Raw genomic sequence first — 17,345 nt, 5'->3', positions numbered from 1 at the left:
ATGATGGATATTTCAAGGTTAAAGAAGATTAGATATGAAATATGTAGATGTGATATTACCCCTTCCGCTCGACGGAACCTTTACTTATTCTGTCCCTGATGGGATGGAAGGGAATGTTGTGCCTGGGGTACGCTTGCTGGTTCCTCTTGGTAAAAGTAAGAAATATATCGCAATGGCTACCCGACTGCATGATGATAAGCCTGCATTCTCCTGCAAACCTGTCGAGGCGGTACTTGACAATACGCCTTCGCTGTTGCCTCAGCAGATGAGATTGTGGCAATGGATTGGCTATTATTATATGGCTCCGTTAGGCGATGTCTATAATGCTGCTATGCCCGGTGGACTGAAGTCTACAGAGAAATTCAAGCCCAAGATGGAACTCTATGTAGAACTTGCCAGTACATACCGTAGTGAGCAGGCACTTCATGTAGCGCTCAACCTGGTGCAGAGAGCCTTGAAGCAAGCCAAAACTTTAACCACCTTTCTGAGTCTCTCGCATTGGGACAGTCTTGATGGAGATACGCCTAGAGAAGGCATAAAAAAAGTGACCAAGGAAGAACTGATGAATGAGAGCCATTGTACGGCTGCTGTTGTCAAGGCGCTTATCGACAGGGGAATTCTCTTTACTTATGAATTGGAAATAGGACGATTGAATACGAATGGAGAATCTCATCTTGACTTGATTAAACCTCTCTCCTTGGCTCAGCAAGATGCCTATAATGGTATCCTGATGCAAATGATGAAAAAGGATGTTGTATTGCTTCATGGTGTGACATCCAGCGGAAAGACGGAAATCTACATTCATCTTATCAGAAAAGCCATAGAGGAGCATAAGCAGGTGCTCTATCTTCTGCCGGAAATCGCTCTGACCGTACAAATCATGGAGCGCCTTCATAGAGTTTTCGGCGACCGGCTGGGCATCTACCATTCTAAATATAGTGATGCTGAGCGTGTAGAAATCTGGCAGAAACAACTCTCTGATCATCCCTATGATGTAATCCTTGGTGCAAGAAGTGCAGTCTTCCTGCCTTTTAAGAATTTGGGACTCGTCATCATAGACGAAGAGCACGAGACTTCCTTTAAACAACAGGATCCCGCTCCGCGCTACCATGCCAGAAGTGCTGCCATTGTGCTTGCCAAGATGTATGGGGCAAAGACATTATTGGGTACGGCTACGCCTTCGATGGAGAGTTATTATAATGCGCAGCAAGGCAAGTATGGCCTGGTAGAACTGAAAACAAGATACAAAGGTATTCAGTTGCCGGAAATTCAGGTGGTAGATGTAAAAGACTTACGCCGCCGTAAGATGATGAGCGGTCCTTTCTCTCCACAGCTTTTGGCTGCAGTAAGAGAGGCTTTGAAGAATGGGCAACAGGCAATTCTCTTTCAGAATCGTCGTGGTTTTGCGCCGATGGTTGAATGTAAGGTATGTGGTTGGGTTCCGAAATGTAAGAACTGTGATGTCTCGCTTACGTTACACAAAAGCATTAACTTGCTGACTTGCCATTATTGTGGTTACACTTATCCGGTTCCTACGGAATGTCCTAACTGTGGCAGTACGGAAATCATGGGACGAGGTTTTGGTACCGAGAAGATAGAAGATCAGATAGCGGAAATCTTTCCAGAAGCCAAGATTGCCAGAATGGATTTGGATACAACACGTACACGAAATGCCTACGAACGACTTATCGCAGACTTCTCTGAAGGCAGGACGAATCTTCTCATAGGCACGCAAATGGTTTCTAAGGGCCTCGATTTCGATAAGGTGAGTGTAGTGGGCATCCTGAATGCTGATTCGATGCTCAACTATCCCGATTTCCGTGCCTACGAGCATGCTTTTATGATGATGGCACAGGTGAGTGGTAGAGCTGGAAGAAAAGGTAAGCGTGGCTTGGTGATTCTCCAGACCAAGAATCCTACCTTGCCGGTAATCGGACAAGTGGTACATAATGATTATGCAGGTTTGTATCAGGGTATTCTGGAGGAGAGAAGAACTTTTCATTATCCACCTTTCTTCCACCTGATTAATGTGTATGTAAAACATAAATATGATAAGGTATGCGAACAGGCTAGCCATGAGCTCAGCAAAACGCTGAGAAGCTGGTTTGGCGAGCGTGTGTTGGGACCCGATAAACCTGCTGTGGCAAGGGTTAAGACGATGAACATCCGAAAGATTGTTATCAAACTGGAAAATGGTATTGATCAGCAGAAGGTAAGAGAATATCTGAAGTTTGCTCAGCAACAGATGGGAAAGGATCCGAGATATGGAGCTCTGCAGATTTATTATGATGTAGACCCATTGTAGTCTCCTGCCCCTCCTTTTCTCTGGCAGAATGGAAGAAAATAAGATTGGTAAATAAAATGAAAAAGGCTATCCGTTACTTGTTGCAAGAACGGGTAGCCTTTTATTTATGATAATTGTAGTTATGTTTAGAAGTTGATGTCGAGACCTACTGCGAATACGTTGTTGTTACGTGTGTAGTCTGAACTGTAGGTCTTTCCTATTAGTTCTACATTCTCTGAAGTCTTCTTGTGCTGATAGAAGGTATGGAAGTAAGCTACGTTCAGATCCATCTTCTTATTGATGTGGTATACACCACCGACTGCTACAGAGTTTGAACTGACAACGAATGATTTGTCGTCCATGTATCTTTTTGAAGCTGGTGTGTCAAGGTTCTCTTCAGGCAAGCCATAGTTGGTATTCTGCCAACCTGTACTCAAGGTAATCTTCTTGTTTACATCTACCTCTACACCTGCGTTGTATTCCAATGTACCACGCTTTAACTTCTCCTGTCGGTTGTTGTAAGATGTAGCGTGCTTGTCATCGAACCAGTGGAAACCTACGTTTACGCGTACTACATTTACAGGGCTGTAACCTACACCGAGTGCCAGATAAGCAGGAATATCACCAGCAATCTTCTTGCCATCCTCATATTCACCGATAGCCTGTTCGAGCTCTGTGTCGAACTGAGTCTTCAACTGACCCATTGCTCCCTTGATTGTAGGATCTGCCAGAATGGCATCTGCAGCCTGTTCAGGTACACCACCTGCGATATAAGCATTGCGGAGATTGGCTGGAAGGTTACCGATACTTGGTACCTGGTTTACTGACTTGTTCTTCAAGCGGATACGAGTCTTGAACTCATACTTGGCAGCGAAGTTCCATTTGCCAGTTTTGAAATCAACACCGATGATAGGGGTGAAGCCCACACCGCTCTGGTCACAGCTCAACTCGATATTGGCAGCTTTCTCCTTAGTTGGGTCAAGTACCATATAGAGAGGCATTGCGCCAACCTTGATGTTCTCTACATAACCATAGTAGTTGGTAGAAGCATAGACACCACGTACGCCTGCGAATGCACTGAAGTTGTCGCTGAACTTATAAGCTGCACCCAGAGAGAGACCATAGTAGTACTGGCGGCCGTGCATATAACTGTTGTAGCTATACTTGCCTTCCTTTCCGAATTTATCATTGTTGGTGAAAACAGCTGGTACACGATACTGTGCTGCAACCTGGTCTACAGCACCAGCCAACTGGCAAGCAGCCATTGCTGTCTCAGCTACGATCTTTTCGAAAGAGCCCAGACCATTATCGAAGGTACACTTACCACCGCCACCTGTGAGGGCGAAGCTAGCCTGAAGTGACCATCTACCTTTATTATAAGCATACTGGAATGAAGGGATGACAGGCGCAAAAGCCTCACCCTTGAAAGTACGAGGAGTAATAGGATTGTTCACATTGTTGGTGAACAGAGCATAATCATTTTCAATGCTACGTGTCTGGTAAGCCAACTGCCAGTTGATGGCGAGATGGTGACCTTCACCCATGAATACAACTCCGGCTGGATTGTAATAAACGCCGTCGATACCAATTGAAGCCTCACGGCTCATCATTCTGTTGAATGCTACATGTTGATTGGTGTTGGTGAGCAAACCTCCTGCAAAAGATGGGGTTGCACAAGCCATCGCAATGGCTAAACTAACTAATTTTAGTTTCTTCATCTTAATAATATTAAATAAAAACGTCCGCAAAGGTAATTATAATGTTCTATTTCGCTATTGGTTTTATTAAATATTTAAAGCATATTAACGCAAAAAGCCCTTTCTCTTGCACAGATTTTAAAAACTGTGCAAGAAAAAAGGCTTTTATTGGTTATGTTTTACCTTTTTGTATATCCGTTTTTACGCTTTACGGCATAAGAACTTCACGTAGTGTATCTTTACTCTTGTTCTTTAGACTCCTGACTCGTCTTTTTACCGGCATTCTGTCTTACGTTCAAGTGAGGATACGAAATACGGGTATGGTATATAGCCTTGAGTCGTTCGATGAGTACCTGCTTAGCGAGAGCGATGTCTCGGAACGTGATAGGGCACTCCTTGAAGAAACCATCTGCCACCTGTCCGTCGATGAGTTTATTGACGAGGTTACTGATGCTTTCTTCTGTATATTCGTTCAGAGAGCGCGAAGCCGCTTCAACCGTATCTGCCATCATCAGGATGGCCTGTTCGCGGGTAAATGGGTTCGGACCAGGATATTGGAACTGTGACTTGTCAATCACCTCTGTAGGGTGAGCATTACAGTAATTAATATAGAAATACTTGGTGATGCCCGTTCCGTGATGAGTAGTGATGAAATCCTTTATGATGCCTGGCAGACCAACCTTCTCTGCCATCTTCAGACCTTCTGAAACATGGCTTATGATAATCTGTGCGCTCTCAAGGTCGCTTAACTGGTCGTGAGGATTAACGCCCGCCTGATTCTCTGTGAAGAAAACAGGGTTAGTCATCTTACCGATATCATGATAGAGTGCTCCAGTACGTACCAGAAGACTGTTGGCTCTGATGCGGTTGGCAATCTCTGCTGCCAGGTTACCTACGGTGATAGAATGCTGGAAGGTGCCTGGAGCAATCTCACTCAGGTTGCGAAGTAATCCCTTGTTGGTATTTGACAACTCGAAAAGTGTAACATTAGATGTAAATCCAAACATCTTTTCTATAATGTACATGAGCGGATAAGAGAGTAGCAGGAAGATGCCGTTTACGGTAAAGTAGGTATACATGCTGGCATCTACGTTGAACACCTGGTTGTCCTGCATCAGCTGAAGGGCAAGATATACTACACTGCTGGCTATAGTTACCAACAGGGCTGTGATGAATATCTGCGAGCGCTTGCTGAGTTCACGCAAACTGTAAATAGCAACAAGACCAGCTACCAGCTGTACGATGATAAACTCGTACTGGTATTTTACTGCTGCTGCACAAATGAGGATCATCGTAACGTGGCTGATAAAGGCTGTACGCGAGTCCATAAACACACGTACGAAGATAGGTGCCATGGCAAATGGGATGATATAGACACTGAAGAAATTGTGTTTCATCATGAGTGACACAAAGATAGGGAACAGCGTAATCATCGCATAAAGCATGGTAATGCTGCGCGGCTTATCAAAATAGTCTTTTCTGAAAAGTGAGAGATAAGAGGTAAACAGCATGACAAGAATGAAGATAAACAGTACCTGGCCGATGATAGTGGTTGTCAGTTCTTCCTGGGTAGAGCTGCGGCGCTTCATCTCCTTATCGAATGAATTGAGCACCCGATAGGTGTTGTTCGTAATCACTTCGCCACGATCCACAATCTTCTGACCGCTCATCACCATTCCGCTTGCCAGTGGAATGCTGCTCATCATGTCGGCTTTCTCTGCCTCGCTTCTTTCCTTATCATATATGACGTTAGCTTCAACATAATTGTTAAGGTTGCAACGGGATAAAAGCTGTCGCTGGGTTGCCAGTTTCTCATCGTAAAAGATGCGTTCGTAAGCGGCAATAGTAGAGTAGAACGAACCGATAGGTACGCTCTTCACATTCTTTCCGTTGATAATTCGTATCATACTGGTAGAATCTTTGTAGATACGATTATATTCCGTGGTATTGATGATGCCGGTCTGGTAAAGGCGCTGAAGCTGGTGGGCTATGAGTCCCACATATTCTTTTGGCAAACCTGGTACACCTTGGCTGAAGTCGTGCAGAAAACGGCTCACCTGTTCGCTGCCGATGGATTCATTGACAGAATAATAAGGTTGGAATTGCTTCATCAGCGAATCCTGTTCACGCTTGATGGCTTCATCGGTCTTATAGATCGGAAAGTCAAATTTTGCGATGACGGAACCATACATCCATGGCTTTCCAACATCGTACCGGAACATCCTTCCTTCGTTGCGAGGAAGGAACCAAACAATGATAGCAACGGTAATTAATATCAAAACCGTTTTTGTGGCGAAATTGCGCCAATAGTTCTCTTCTGGGTTGTTAAATATGCTCATTTTCCTACTTTTTTCTTACTTATTTCGTTTTACAGTGCGAAAATACGAAAAAAAACGGCTAAAATCGCAAAAAAAGATGTAAATTTGCAGAAAAATTTGAAAATAGCTATAAAAAGACATGGCAGATAGAAAAGTAAGGGTGCGTTTTGCCCCTAGTCCAACGGGTGCATTGCACATTGGCGGTGTTCGTACCGCTCTGTATAATTATTTGTTTGCTCGCCAACATGGAGGTGAGCTGGTGTTCCGAATTGAGGATACAGATTCTCATCGTTTCGTGCCTGGAGCCGAAGAATATATCCTGGAATCTTTCAAGTGGCTGGGTATCCAGTTTGACGAGGGTGTAAGTTTCGGTGGAGAGCATGGACCTTATCGCCAGAGTGAACGTCGTGATATCTATAAGCAGTATGTTCAGCAGCTCTTGGATAATGATAAGGCGTATATTGCTTTTGATACTCCTGAGGAGTTGGAAGCGAAACGTGCCGAAATCCAGAATTTCCAGTATGATGCTCATACTCGTATGCAGATGCGCAACTCTCTGACTCTTTCTAAGGAAGAGGTTGATAAGCTGATTGCTGACGGAAAGCAGTATACTGTACGTTTCAAGATTGAACCGGGACAGGAAATTCACGTGAACGATATGATTCGTGGTGACGTGAAGGTAATGAGTGATATCCTGGATGATAAGGTGCTTTATAAGAGTGCTGATGAATTGCCAACTTATCACCTGGCAAATATCGTAGACGACCACCTGATGGAAATCTCTCATGTAATCCGTGGTGAGGAGTGGTTGCCTAGTGCGCCTTTGCACGTACTTCTTTATAAGGCTTTCGGTTGGGAAGATACCATGCCTCGTTTTGCGCATCTTCCTTTGCTTCTTAAGCCTGAAGGTAAAGGTAAGTTGAGTAAGCGTGATGGAGACCGCCTCGGTTTCCCTGTATTCCCGCTGGAATGGCATGATCCTAAGACTGGCGAGGTTTCTTCCGGTTATCGTGAGAGTGGCTACTTCCCAGAGGCTGTAGTCAACTTCCTGGCGCTCCTCGGCTGGAATCCTGGTACAGAACAGGAAATCTTCTCTCTTGATGAACTGGTGAAGGCTTTTGATATTTCACGTTGCTCTAAGGCTGGTGCCAAGTTCGACTTCAAGAAGGGTATCTGGTTCAACCACGAATACATTCTGATGAAGAGCGATGATGAAATAGCTAACCTCTTTGCCCCTATTGTTGCCAACAATGGTGTAGAGGAAACTCTGGACCGCGTAAAGCAGGTGGTACACATGATGAAGGATCGTGTGAACTTTGTCTATGAATTGTGGCCATTGTGTTCTTTCTTCTTCATTGCTCCTACAGAGTATGATGCTAAGACAGTCAAGAAGCGCTGGAAGGAATATTCTGCACAGCAGATGACAGAACTTGCTGATGTGCTTGAAGGTATTGAGGATTTCTCTATCGAAGGTCAGGAACCTGTCGTGATGAAATGGGTAGAGGATAAGGGCTATAAGCTGGGTGATGTGATGAACGCATTCCGTCTGACTCTCGTAGGTGAGGGTAAGGGCCCGGGTATGTTCGATATCTCTGCCTTCCTTGGCAAGGAGGAAACTCTGCGCCGTCTTCGCAAGGCAATCGAAGTTTTGGGTTAATTCACAATAATTTCTCTCTGAATGGCTTTCTGCAGCATATTGCTGAAGGCTATTCAGAGAGTTCACGTATTTATAGATAGTAACCAATATAAAGAAATATCATGATCTATAATATCGTAATATATTTCGTCCTTTGGGGCATAGCCATTGCAAGTCTGTTTAATGAAAAGGTGCGCAAGATGTGGCGTGGTGAGCGTGAGGCTTTCAAAATATTGAAGCAGAAGGTGGATCCTAACGCTAAGTACATTTGGTTTCATGCTGCATCGCTCGGTGAGTTTGAACAGGGACGACCTTTGATGGAACGTATCCGCAAGGACTATCCTCAGTATAAGATTCTGCTTACCTTCTATTCTCCTTCAGGTTATGAGGTGCGCAAGAACTATGAGGGAGCTGACATCATCTGTTATATGCCGGTGGATACTCGGTTGAACGCCATCCGTTTCCTTAGATTGGTACGTCCTGTGATGGCTTTCTTCATCAAGTATGAGTTCTGGTCTAATTTCCTTCATATCCTGAAACATCGCAACATTCCTACTTATAGCGTGAGCAGTATCTTCCGCGAGGATCAGGTGTTCTTCAAATGGTATGGCAGAAACTATGCTGGAGTGCTGAAGTGTTTTACCCGTTTCTTCGTACAGAACGAGGAGAGCAAGCGATTGCTCGAAGGTATAGGCATCACGGCTGTGGATGTGGTAGGAGATACCCGTTTCGACCGTGTTCTCCAGATAAAGGAGGCTGCCAAGCAATTGCCGATTTGCGAGGCTTTCAGAACAGGAGTAGCTTCATCTCAGTCTGCTGATGTACCTCATCATGATTTCAATGTATTTGTTGCCGGTAGCTCTTGGCCACCAGATGAGAATATCTTTATACCTTTCTTTAATGAGCATAAGGATTGGCGCCTGCTGATTGCTCCTCATGTCATCGCTGAAGAGCATCTGAAGTTGATTCTTTCTCTGATAAAGGGCAAGAAGGTAGTGCGCTATACGCAAACTACTCCTGAAGAAGCAGCAGATGCTGATGTCTTGATCATCGATTGTTTCGGATTGTTGAGCAGTATGTACAACTATGGTGATGTGGCTTATATCGGTGGTGGCTTTGGTGTAGGTATTCATAACACCTTGGAGGCTGCCGTATGGAATATGCCGGTTATCTTTGGTCCGAACAATAAAAAGTTTCAGGAGGCTCAGGGCTTGCTGAAATCGGGTGGAGGTTTTGAAATCAATACCTATGAGGATTTCTCAGGTTTGATGAGTTCTCTGATGAATGATGAGGCCTTCCTGAATCAGGCTGGCGATAAGGCTGGTGCCTTCGTGGCTCATTTGGCTGGCGCTACTGATAAGGTCTTGGCAAGTGTTAAGTTGTAATAGCTTCATTATATACATATATAAAAAGGTCTCATGAATGTGTTTTTCTTCATGAGACCTTTTCTTTTTCTTGTATATGTATGTGCCGTAAACCAGGCATCCTGCCTTTATTTGATAATGCGGTAGTAATCCTCTTTTCTTGGCTTTACGGTATGAGGATGCGAAGAAGCATAACCCAAGGCTAAGGCTCCTACTCCCATCAAACCTTCTGGAAGATTCCAGTCTTTCATTAACTTCTTGCCTTCTTCTGATGCAAACATGCCGTCTTCACGGTTGATCCAGCAAGATGCAAGACCGATAGAGTGGGCTGCAAGCATCATATTGCCTAAGATAAGGCTGCCATCTTTCACACCGTTAACGTTGCTTTCTGGTGCCAGAACGATAACGATGGTTGGCGCCCCATAGTAAGGATCGCTTTCTACGCCCATGATTTCTGCGTTCATCTTGCGAAGCTGGGCGCAAATCTCTGGATTCTGAACGGCAATGATGAAAGGCTCCTGGGTTCCATGGCCTGTAGCTGCCCATGTGCCAGCTTCCAATACCGTCTTCAACTCTTCGTCGGTAATCTGATCTGCCTTGAAGCGACGAATACTTCTTCTCTCCTTAATGGCTTTCAAAACTTCATTTTCCATCTTATCTTGTTTTAAACATTTTATTTAGAAATCTTTTCTCTTTCTTCGCTCTTTTATGCAGGGCATCCGCTTAAATCCTCTTCATCCATATACTGGCTGAGAACCCGAGCAATGCGGATCAGACCCTGCATCAGGGTCTTGCGAGGACAGGCGATGTTGAGGCGCAGGTAGCCCTGGCCAGCCTTTCTGCCATACATCGTACCACTGTTGACGAATACCTTACCATCGTTCATCAGCTTCTCATAAGCCTCGTCGCTTGACAGTTCGAATGGCAGGATATCGAGCCATACCAGGTAGGTGCCTTCAAGGCGGGTAACGCGAACTTGTGGCAATTCGGTATTGAAGAATTCCTTTACTGCCTGATAGTTCTCGTAGAGATATTGGTTCAATTCATCCAACCATTCTTCTCCCTCATTGTAAGCTGCCTGGAGAGCGATGACGCCGAATGGGTTTACGTCACAAACCTCGTTGATGTTGATGGCGCGGTTGATGCGGCGGCGCAATGTTGCATCCGGACAGATAATGTTGGCTATCTGAAGTCCTGCAATATTGAATGACTTTGATGGAGAATTCAATACTACGCAGTTGTCACGGCAAGCTTCGCTGATGCTGGCAAATGGAGTATACTGATAGCCTGGCATGATGAGCTCGCAATGAATTTCATCTGCGATGACTTTTACCCCGTGCTTGAGACAGATGTCGTTCATTCGCTCAAGTTCCTCTTTCTTCCACACTCTTCCGGCTGGATTGTGAGGATTGCAGAGGATGAAGGCTGTGGTCTTCTCATCGGCACATTTACGCTCGAAGTCTTCGAAATCTATCTCATAAGTGCAGTTGCCCACACGTTTCAGTTCGTTTTCTACTACTTCGCAGCCGCTGTTTGTAATGCAGGAGAAGAAGCAGTTGTAGACAGGTGTCTGCACCAATACCTTTTCGCCAGGCATGCAGATGGCTTTCAGACAGCAAGAAATGGCTGGTACAACGCCTGAAGTATAGAGAATCCAGTCTTTCTCTATCTTCCACTGGTGGCGGCGGGAGAACCAGCTGATGATAGCCTCGTAATAAGAATCAGGTACGAGGGTATAGCCGAAGATGCCATGAGCTACACGCTTCTGCAGGGCTTCGATGATGCAGGGAGCTGTCTGAAAGTCCATATCTGCTACCCACATCGGAATAACGCCGTCTTCCTTCACCAAATCCCATTTGTATGAGTTGGTTCCACGACGTTCGATGATTTCATCAAAATTGTATTTCATATTTGTTTTCTATCTATGTTGTTTCTTCTATTTATTTAGGATGAATACCTTATTTATATAGGATAAATCTCTTTTTCTCCTAATTGAAATCTTCGTTCATAGACTTTGAATCTCCGTTCAAAGACTTTGAACGTACATTCAAAGCTTTTGAACGGCCGTTCAGTGTCTATGAACGGAGATTTCAGTTAAGTGTAAGAATAATTAGTTATGGGAACAATAAGTAATTTACTTGATTGTTGTCATTTCTGTAATTACCTCTTAAACTATTTCGATTTATCTGTGATTTCACATGCACCCTTTGGCGCTTTGGCAAAGTCAGTATATGTTACGCTTCCCACTTCGTCTGCCTCGATTCTTCCGGAGATAGGGTTCTTGATATTGGTAATACTTCCCTTGATCTGTGCATCGATGTTGGTGCAATCCTCGAAGGCACGGTCGCATTCCTTATCAAAGGTGCAATCCTCCAGAGTTACATGGTCCATATAGCAGAGAGGTTGCTCGCCGCTGATGTGGCAACGTACGAACTTGATGTTCTTGCTGTGCCAGGCCAGATACTCACCATTCAGTTCCGAATCATAGACGGTTACATTCTCGCATTCCCAGAAACTGTCCTTGGTTGTAATCTTTGCGTTGTGAATCTCCACATTTCTGCAGTATTGGAATACATATTTAGAGTCGCTCTCAAGTCCGTCTACATAGATATTCTTGGAGAACATGAATGGATAAGTGCCGTCGTGGAGCTTTACGTTCTTCAGTTTCAGGCCATCTACCTTCCAGAAAGTCTCATCTGCATCTGTGATGTTTACGTTCTCCAAATCCAGATTTTTCATTTCGCGGAAGAACTTAGGCCCATCGATGGTGCAGTCTTTCATCACCATATTATCACTATACCAGATGGCCGAACGGCTTTCTGGGGCGAAGTAGCAGTCTGTGATAAGGGAACCGTCCACATGCCACCAAGGGTATTTGCCATAAAACTTGGAATGGTGGCATTCTATGTTTTGGCAGCACTTGATGCCCGATTCGCCATCTGTAATCGTAATATCTTCTAAACGCACATCGTGAGCACCGAAAAGAGGGCGCTCGCCCCCGAATGATTTGTTCTTTATTAATTCCATAATTTTCTATTATCCTTTTTTATTTGTTATTTCTGTGTGCAAAATTACAAAAATAATGCCAAATTCGTATAACCTGATTTACAGAAAAATGTAACGATATGGCGTATTTGGGGATAAATGGCCGCTATAGGGGAAAAATAAATGAAAAAAGGCTGAATCATGAAGCATTTTCACGATTCAGCCCTTATCGAGTTAACTTCTAAAAATCCGAAGCGGAGAATTACAAGTTAGGGTTCATCTCTTTCCACTCAGCTACTGGAGGAACGATGCCGAGCTCTACGATCTCATCGCGCATCTTGCAAAGGTGCTCGTAAGATTTAGCGAGGCTAGCGAGTTCTTCCTCAGTACCTGTAGGCTCTGTGAAGTGAACACCAGTCTTGTCGATAGTAGTAGGCATAGCCATCATTACGTTCTTGAAACCGCACTTGTCGCAGTTTACATAGCAACCTGCTGGCAATGTGAACTTCTCGCCACCCATAGCAGCCTCGATCATCTTAACTGCGTTGTAAGCTGGGCTCTGGAATGAAGAACGGCCGCGGAGCTTGATGATGTTAGAACCACCCTGTACTGTGTGGTGCTTGATCTCTTCCCAACGCTCGTCAGAAAGACCCATCTCTGCCAATGGCTTGCCGTCAACCTTAACCTGAGAAGCAAATACAGCCATCTGCTCGCCGTGACCACCATAAGTGTGAGCGCCAGTAACCTTATCCTGCTGTACACCGAACTCGAGGGCCAAAGCCTGCTGCAGACGAGTAGAATCGAGAGCTGCGAGTGATGTCAACTGGTTTGGCTTCAAACCTGAGTGGATAAGTGCTGTAAGAGCTGTAACGTCAGCTGGGTTGAAGATAACAACTACGTGCTCAACCTCTGGGCAGTACTTCTTGATGTTGTCACCAAATTCAGCAGCAATCTTGCAGTTGCCCTTAAGAAGATCCTCACGAGTCATACCCTCCTTACGAGGAGCACCACCAGAAGAAATGATATATTTAGCACCAGTGAAAGCCTCCTCTGGGTTAACAGTATAAGTTACGTTAACACCTGGGAATGCGCACTGCTGAATCTCATCGAAAACACCATGTACACCTGGCTCGAAGATATCATAAAGACAGATGTTTGGAGTAAGACCGAGCATCAAAGCGCTCTGTACCATGTTAGAACCGATCATACCGCCTGCACCGACGATAACGAGTTTGTCATTTGTTAAAAAATTCATAACTACAATTCTTATTAAAATGTTTATAATCTTTTTCTCCTGAAAAATAGCGGAATGTATCTGGAATAAAGTTTGTAAAACTCCTTCTTTTTACTTTCCGACCGCAAAATTAATAAAAAGTAATGTAAATCGTGCATATTTTTGCGCTTAAATTTGTTGTTAATTCTTAAAAATGTTATCTTTGTAATCTCTAATTAGCAAAATGCATTATTTTGAGTTAAGTTAAACATTAAATTGCATAACAATTATGAATGAAATCGAATTACGTTTAGCTAGATTGAGGGAGTTGATGAAGCGTGAACATCTTTCTGCTTTCATCTTCCCTAGTACAGATGCTCATCAGAGCGAGTATGTTGCCGACCATTGGAGAGGAAGAGAGTGGATCTCTGGTTTTAACGGGTCGGCTGGTACTGCTGTCGTTACAATGAAATCGGCTGCTTTATGGACTGATTCCCGCTACTTCCTGGCTGCGGAAGAACAGTTGGAAGGTACTGAATATCAGTTGATGAGGCTGAAAATGGAAGGTACGCCTACTATCGCAGAATGGTTGGGAAAAGAATTGCAGGATGTACAATCTCCTGAGGTTGGACTTGATGGCATGGTCAACTCTTATAATTATGTTAAAGATTTAAGCTATTCTCTCCGTAAACTCGGTGGAATTACGCTTAGAACTAATTTGGACCCTTTGGAACAGATTTGGGAGAATCGTCCTTCGCTTCCTGCAAATCCTGTAGAAATTCAACCATTGGAATATGCTGGAGAGACGCTAGCCTCTAAAGTGGCCCGTATCCGTAAGTCTTTGAGAGAACTTCATGCAGATGGTATGCTCGTTTCTGCTTTGGATGATATTGCCTGGACTTTGAATCTTCGTGGTACAGATGTTCATTGCAATCCTGTATTTGTAAGTTATTTGTTGATTGAGAGCGATAAAGTTTCTCTTTTCGTGGATGATAATAAATTATCTCCTGAAGTAAAACAGTATCTTCAAGACAATCAGGTTTCTCTCTATAAATATAATAAGGTGGAAAAATGCCTTGAATCATATTCGGAATATAATATCCTGTTAGATGGAAATGAAACGAGCTATTATCTGTGGAAAGCTGTAAAATGCCAGGAAATTGTTGCTGCAGGTTCTCCTATTCCGGCTATGAAAGCTGTGAAAAATAAAGCAGAAATAGAGGGCTACCGTAGTGCGATGCTTAAAGATGGTGTTGCTATGGTTAAGTTCTTGAAGTGGCTGAAACCTGCTGTTGAGGCTGGCGGACAAACAGAAATTTCCATTGATGAGAAATTAACATCGCTACGTGCCGAACAGAAACTGTTCAGAGATATTTCTTTTGATACGATTGCAGGCTATGCGCAGCATGGAGCAATTGTTCATTATGAGGCAACACCTGAAACAGATGTCGTTCTGAAACCGGAAGGTTTGATTCTGATAGACTCTGGAGCTCAATACCAGGATGGTACTACAGATATTACCCGTACCATAGCCTTGGGGTCCGTATCTGAAGAGATGAAGCATATTTATACCTTGGTTCTGAAAGCGCATATTCAGTTGGAATTGGTTAAATTCCCCGATGGTGCATCAGGAACACAGTTGGATGCTGTAGGAAGAGAGTGTATGTGGCGTGAAGGATATAATTTCTTGCATGGTACAGGCCATGGAGTAGGTTCGTATCTCTGTGTGCACGAAGGCCCTCATCAAATAAGAATGGAGTGGATGCCTACACCTTTGAGAGCTGGAATGACCTTGACTGATGAGCCTGGTTTGTATCTGGCAGGTAAGTTTGGCGTAAGAATAGAAAATACGGTGCTGATTTCAGACTACATGTCTACTGAGTTCGGTAAATTCCTGCAGATAGAGCCTCTTACTCTTTGTCCTATAGATACCACTCCTATAGATGTTGATATGTTGTTGCCTGAAGAGATTGACTGGCTCAATGCTTATCATCATTCGGTTTATGAAAAATTGTCTCCTTTCCTTGATGAAGAGGAGAAAATATGGCTTGAAAATGCTACAAAACCCATAAAATGAACATTTTAGAGTAAAAAGTTGAAGAAAAACTTGGTAGTTTGATAAAATAGATGTAATTTTGCACCCGCAAATTGTGGCATTGCCATATTTCGCATTGAATAACATAAGTTTAACATAATAAATTAAAAGCAAAAAAATGATTATTGTACCAGTTAAAGACGGTGAGAACATCGAGAGAGCTCTCAAGAAGTTTAAGAGAAAATTCGAAAAGACAGGTGTTGTTAAGGAGCTTCGTGCTCGTCAGCAGTATGACAAGCCTTCTGTTTTGAAGCGTCTCAAGATGGAACACGCCATCTACGTACAGCAGTTGCGTGCAAACGAGGAATAAAAGTAAAAAATCCTCAAAAAATTTGGTAGTTTAAAATAATTTTCGTAACTTCGTTGCCGAAATGAAAAAGGTACGACGTTATGTTGAGTATAGATAAGTTCTTGGAATATTTGCGCTCTGAACTGAACAGGTCGCAGAGAACGGTAGAAAACTATCGCGAAGATTTGAAACTCTTTGAGCAGTATGCTAGGAACTTGTCTGAATCCTTCACTTGGGAATCTGTTGATTCTGATATGATTCGCAACTGGATGGAGCATATGATAGATGCAGGAAATAAGGCAACCTCGGTTAATCGCCGGTTGAGTGCTTTGAAAATGTTCTATCGGTTTGCTTTAGTCAGACATTATGTGGAGTCGGATCCCGCTCATAGCCTCAAAGGACCTAAGGAAAGTAGACCGCTACCTCAATTCTTGAAAGAAAATGAGATGGATGAGTTGCTTGACAGGAAAATGTGGGGCGATGATTATAATAATGTACGCGCACGTACTATTATAATATTGTTCTATGAGACGGGGATGCGATTGTCAGAGTTGATAGGACTTGATGTTGACGATGTGAACTTTATCAAAAAAGAGATAAAGATTACGGGTAAGGGAAACAAACAACGTATAGTTCCTTTTGGTGACGAGCTTAAAAATGCTCTTTCAGAATATTTGGCTCTAAGAGCACAAAGGGTGATGGCTAAGTCTGGAGCTCTTTTGCTTGCGGATAAGGGCGGACGGATGAGTCCGGTTCAAGTCAGAGAAATCGTGAAGGAGAACCTCGCAAGGGTTTGCTCGTTGAAAAAGAAAAGTCCGCACGTGTTGAGGCATACGTTTGCTACTGCAATGTTGAATCATGGTGCAGGAATTGAAAGTTTGAAAAGACTGTTAGGACATGCGAAACTCTCGACGACCGAGATTTATACGCATACAACGTTTGAACAGTTGAAACGAGTTTATATTGAAGCCCATCCTCGGGCGTAACCTTTTAAAAAATGGAGGTAACTATGGAAATTAAGATTCAGTCGATTCACTTCGACGCTACCGAGAAGTTACAGGCGTTTATCGAAAAGAAAGTCGCCAAGTTAGAAAAAACTTTTGAAGATATACAGAAAGTAGAGGTGCAATTAAAGGTCGTGAAGCCTGCTACTGCCTTGAATAAGGAAGTTCATCTGGAAGTTGCTGTCCCTGGAACCAAGTTGTTCGTAGAAAAGACATGTGACACTTTTGAGGAAGGAATTGACCAGGCAGTGGACTCAATGAAGGTTCAATTGACCAAATTTAAAGAAAAATCAAGGAATCGATAAAAAAAAACTCGAAAAAATTTTGTTGATTCAAAAAATAGTTGTATCTTTGCAGCCGTTTTCCGGTAGATGGAAATTTAGCCGTATTGCGGCTGTAAAGATTGCCTCTTTAGCTCAGTTGGCCAGAGCACGTGATTTGTAATCTCGGGGTCGTTGGT

General features: G+C 43.5%; 13 protein-coding genes. 7 read left to right on the top strand and 6 right to left on the bottom strand.

Annotation, left to right across the window (positions count from 1 at the left end; genetic code table 11):
* The first annotated feature begins 34 nt into the window (after positions 1 to 34).
* Positions 35 to 2,305: a replication restart helicase PriA gene (gene priA, locus F7D47_RS09690; RefSeq protein WP_153085983.1), complete on the top strand. Its 2,271-nt coding sequence runs from the start codon at positions 35 to 37 to the stop codon at positions 2,303 to 2,305.
* Positions 2,306 to 2,430: 125 nt separating this feature from the next.
* On the opposite strand, the gene F7D47_RS09685 is transcribed toward priA, so the two are convergent.
* Together F7D47_RS09685 and F7D47_RS09680 are read right to left on the bottom strand one after the other, a co-directional pair.
* Positions 2,431 to 4,002, bottom strand: a complete 1,572-nt coding sequence (locus F7D47_RS09685) for an OmpP1/FadL family transporter (RefSeq protein ID WP_153085984.1) — start codon at positions 4,000 to 4,002, stop codon at positions 2,431 to 2,433.
* Positions 4,003 to 4,220: 218 nt separating this feature from the next.
* Positions 4,221 to 6,320: an HD family phosphohydrolase gene (locus F7D47_RS09680; protein ID WP_153085985.1), complete on the bottom strand. Its 2,100-nt coding sequence runs from the start codon at positions 6,318 to 6,320 to the stop codon at positions 4,221 to 4,223.
* A 118-nt stretch (positions 6,321 to 6,438) separates the two neighbouring features.
* Here F7D47_RS09680 and gltX point away from each other — a divergent pair, with 118 nt between their 5' ends.
* Both gltX and F7D47_RS09670 read left to right on the top strand, forming a co-directional pair.
* On the top strand, positions 6,439 to 7,956 hold the full coding sequence (gltX, locus tag F7D47_RS09675) for a glutamate--tRNA ligase (protein WP_153085986.1): 1,518 nt from the start codon (positions 6,439 to 6,441) through the stop codon (positions 7,954 to 7,956).
* A gap of 104 nt (positions 7,957 to 8,060) precedes the next feature.
* Positions 8,061 to 9,320 carry a 3-deoxy-D-manno-octulosonic acid transferase gene (locus tag F7D47_RS09670; protein ID WP_228113380.1) on the top strand — a complete coding sequence of 420 codons (1,260 nt, stop codon included), beginning with the start codon at positions 8,061 to 8,063 and terminating at the stop codon, positions 9,318 to 9,320.
* 107 nt (positions 9,321 to 9,427) lie between these two features.
* Here the strand turns inward: F7D47_RS09670 and F7D47_RS09665 are convergent, their stop codons facing one another.
* The 4 genes from F7D47_RS09665 to F7D47_RS09650 form a co-directional block, all read right to left on the bottom strand.
* A complete protein-coding gene (locus F7D47_RS09665; protein ID WP_153085988.1) occupies positions 9,428 to 9,952 on the bottom strand; it encodes a nitroreductase family protein in 525 nt (174 codons plus the stop codon).
* A 53-nt stretch (positions 9,953 to 10,005) separates the two neighbouring features.
* Positions 10,006 to 11,208 (bottom strand): MalY/PatB family protein, encoded by a 1,203-nt coding sequence (locus F7D47_RS09660; RefSeq protein ID WP_022122133.1) that lies wholly within the window; start codon positions 11,206 to 11,208, stop codon positions 10,006 to 10,008.
* Between the two features lie 263 nt (positions 11,209 to 11,471).
* Positions 11,472 to 12,326, bottom strand: coding sequence for a DUF3737 family protein (locus F7D47_RS09655; RefSeq protein ID WP_153085989.1), 855 nt, complete (start codon positions 12,324 to 12,326; stop codon positions 11,472 to 11,474).
* 220 nt (positions 12,327 to 12,546) lie between these two features.
* Positions 12,547 to 13,539 (bottom strand): malate dehydrogenase, encoded by a 993-nt coding sequence (locus F7D47_RS09650; RefSeq protein ID WP_117586705.1) that lies wholly within the window; start codon positions 13,537 to 13,539, stop codon positions 12,547 to 12,549.
* A 247-nt stretch (positions 13,540 to 13,786) separates the two neighbouring features.
* Here F7D47_RS09650 and F7D47_RS09645 point away from each other — a divergent pair, with 247 nt between their 5' ends.
* The 4 genes from F7D47_RS09645 to hpf all read left to right on the top strand — a co-directional run bounded on the left by F7D47_RS09645 (position 13,787) and on the right by hpf (position 17,190).
* Positions 13,787 to 15,574: an aminopeptidase P family protein gene (locus F7D47_RS09645; protein ID WP_153085990.1), complete on the top strand. Its 1,788-nt coding sequence runs from the start codon at positions 13,787 to 13,789 to the stop codon at positions 15,572 to 15,574.
* Positions 15,575 to 15,710: 136 nt separating this feature from the next.
* On the top strand, positions 15,711 to 15,902 hold the full coding sequence (gene rpsU, locus F7D47_RS09640; RefSeq protein ID WP_006848852.1) for a 30S ribosomal protein S21: 192 nt from the start codon (positions 15,711 to 15,713) through the stop codon (positions 15,900 to 15,902).
* 83 nt (positions 15,903 to 15,985) lie between these two features.
* Positions 15,986 to 16,867 (top strand): site-specific tyrosine recombinase/integron integrase, encoded by an 882-nt coding sequence (gene xerA / locus F7D47_RS09635; protein ID WP_153086031.1) that lies wholly within the window; start codon positions 15,986 to 15,988, stop codon positions 16,865 to 16,867.
* 23 nt (positions 16,868 to 16,890) lie between these two features.
* Positions 16,891 to 17,190: a ribosome hibernation-promoting factor, HPF/YfiA family gene (hpf, locus tag F7D47_RS09630; protein WP_022122138.1), complete on the top strand. Its 300-nt coding sequence runs from the start codon at positions 16,891 to 16,893 to the stop codon at positions 17,188 to 17,190.
* Positions 17,191 to 17,345: the final 155 nt, after the last annotated feature.

This window comes from Segatella copri (assembly GCF_009494835.1).
Classification (GTDB): domain Bacteria; phylum Bacteroidota; class Bacteroidia; order Bacteroidales; family Bacteroidaceae; genus Prevotella; species Prevotella copri_F.
The sequence above is the reverse complement of the archived record's forward strand: the minus strand, read 5'-3'. Positions and strand labels throughout refer to the sequence as shown.

Coding starts and splice junctions, on each gene's coding strand:
- priA (WP_153085983.1), top strand. CDS start 35: ATGAAATATGTAGATGTGATATTACCCCTTCCGCTCGACGGAACCTTT.
- F7D47_RS09655 (WP_153085989.1), bottom strand. CDS start 12,326: ATGGAATTAATAAAGAACAAATCATTCGGGGGCGAGCGCCCTCTTTTC.
- rpsU (WP_006848852.1), top strand. CDS start 15,711: ATGATTATTGTACCAGTTAAAGACGGTGAGAACATCGAGAGAGCTCTC.
- F7D47_RS09660 (WP_022122133.1), bottom strand. CDS start 11,208: ATGAAATACAATTTTGATGAAATCATCGAACGTCGTGGAACCAACTCA.
- F7D47_RS09665 (WP_153085988.1), bottom strand. CDS start 9,952: ATGGAAAATGAAGTTTTGAAAGCCATTAAGGAGAGAAGAAGTATTCGT.
- F7D47_RS09650 (WP_117586705.1), bottom strand. CDS start 13,539: ATGAATTTTTTAACAAATGACAAACTCGTTATCGTCGGTGCAGGCGGT.
- gltX (WP_153085986.1), top strand. CDS start 6,439: ATGGCAGATAGAAAAGTAAGGGTGCGTTTTGCCCCTAGTCCAACGGGT.
- hpf (WP_022122138.1), top strand. CDS start 16,891: ATGGAAATTAAGATTCAGTCGATTCACTTCGACGCTACCGAGAAGTTA.
- F7D47_RS09645 (WP_153085990.1), top strand. CDS start 13,787: ATGAATGAAATCGAATTACGTTTAGCTAGATTGAGGGAGTTGATGAAG.
- F7D47_RS09685 (WP_153085984.1), bottom strand. CDS start 4,002: ATGAAGAAACTAAAATTAGTTAGTTTAGCCATTGCGATGGCTTGTGCA.
- F7D47_RS09680 (WP_153085985.1), bottom strand. CDS start 6,320: ATGAGCATATTTAACAACCCAGAAGAGAACTATTGGCGCAATTTCGCC.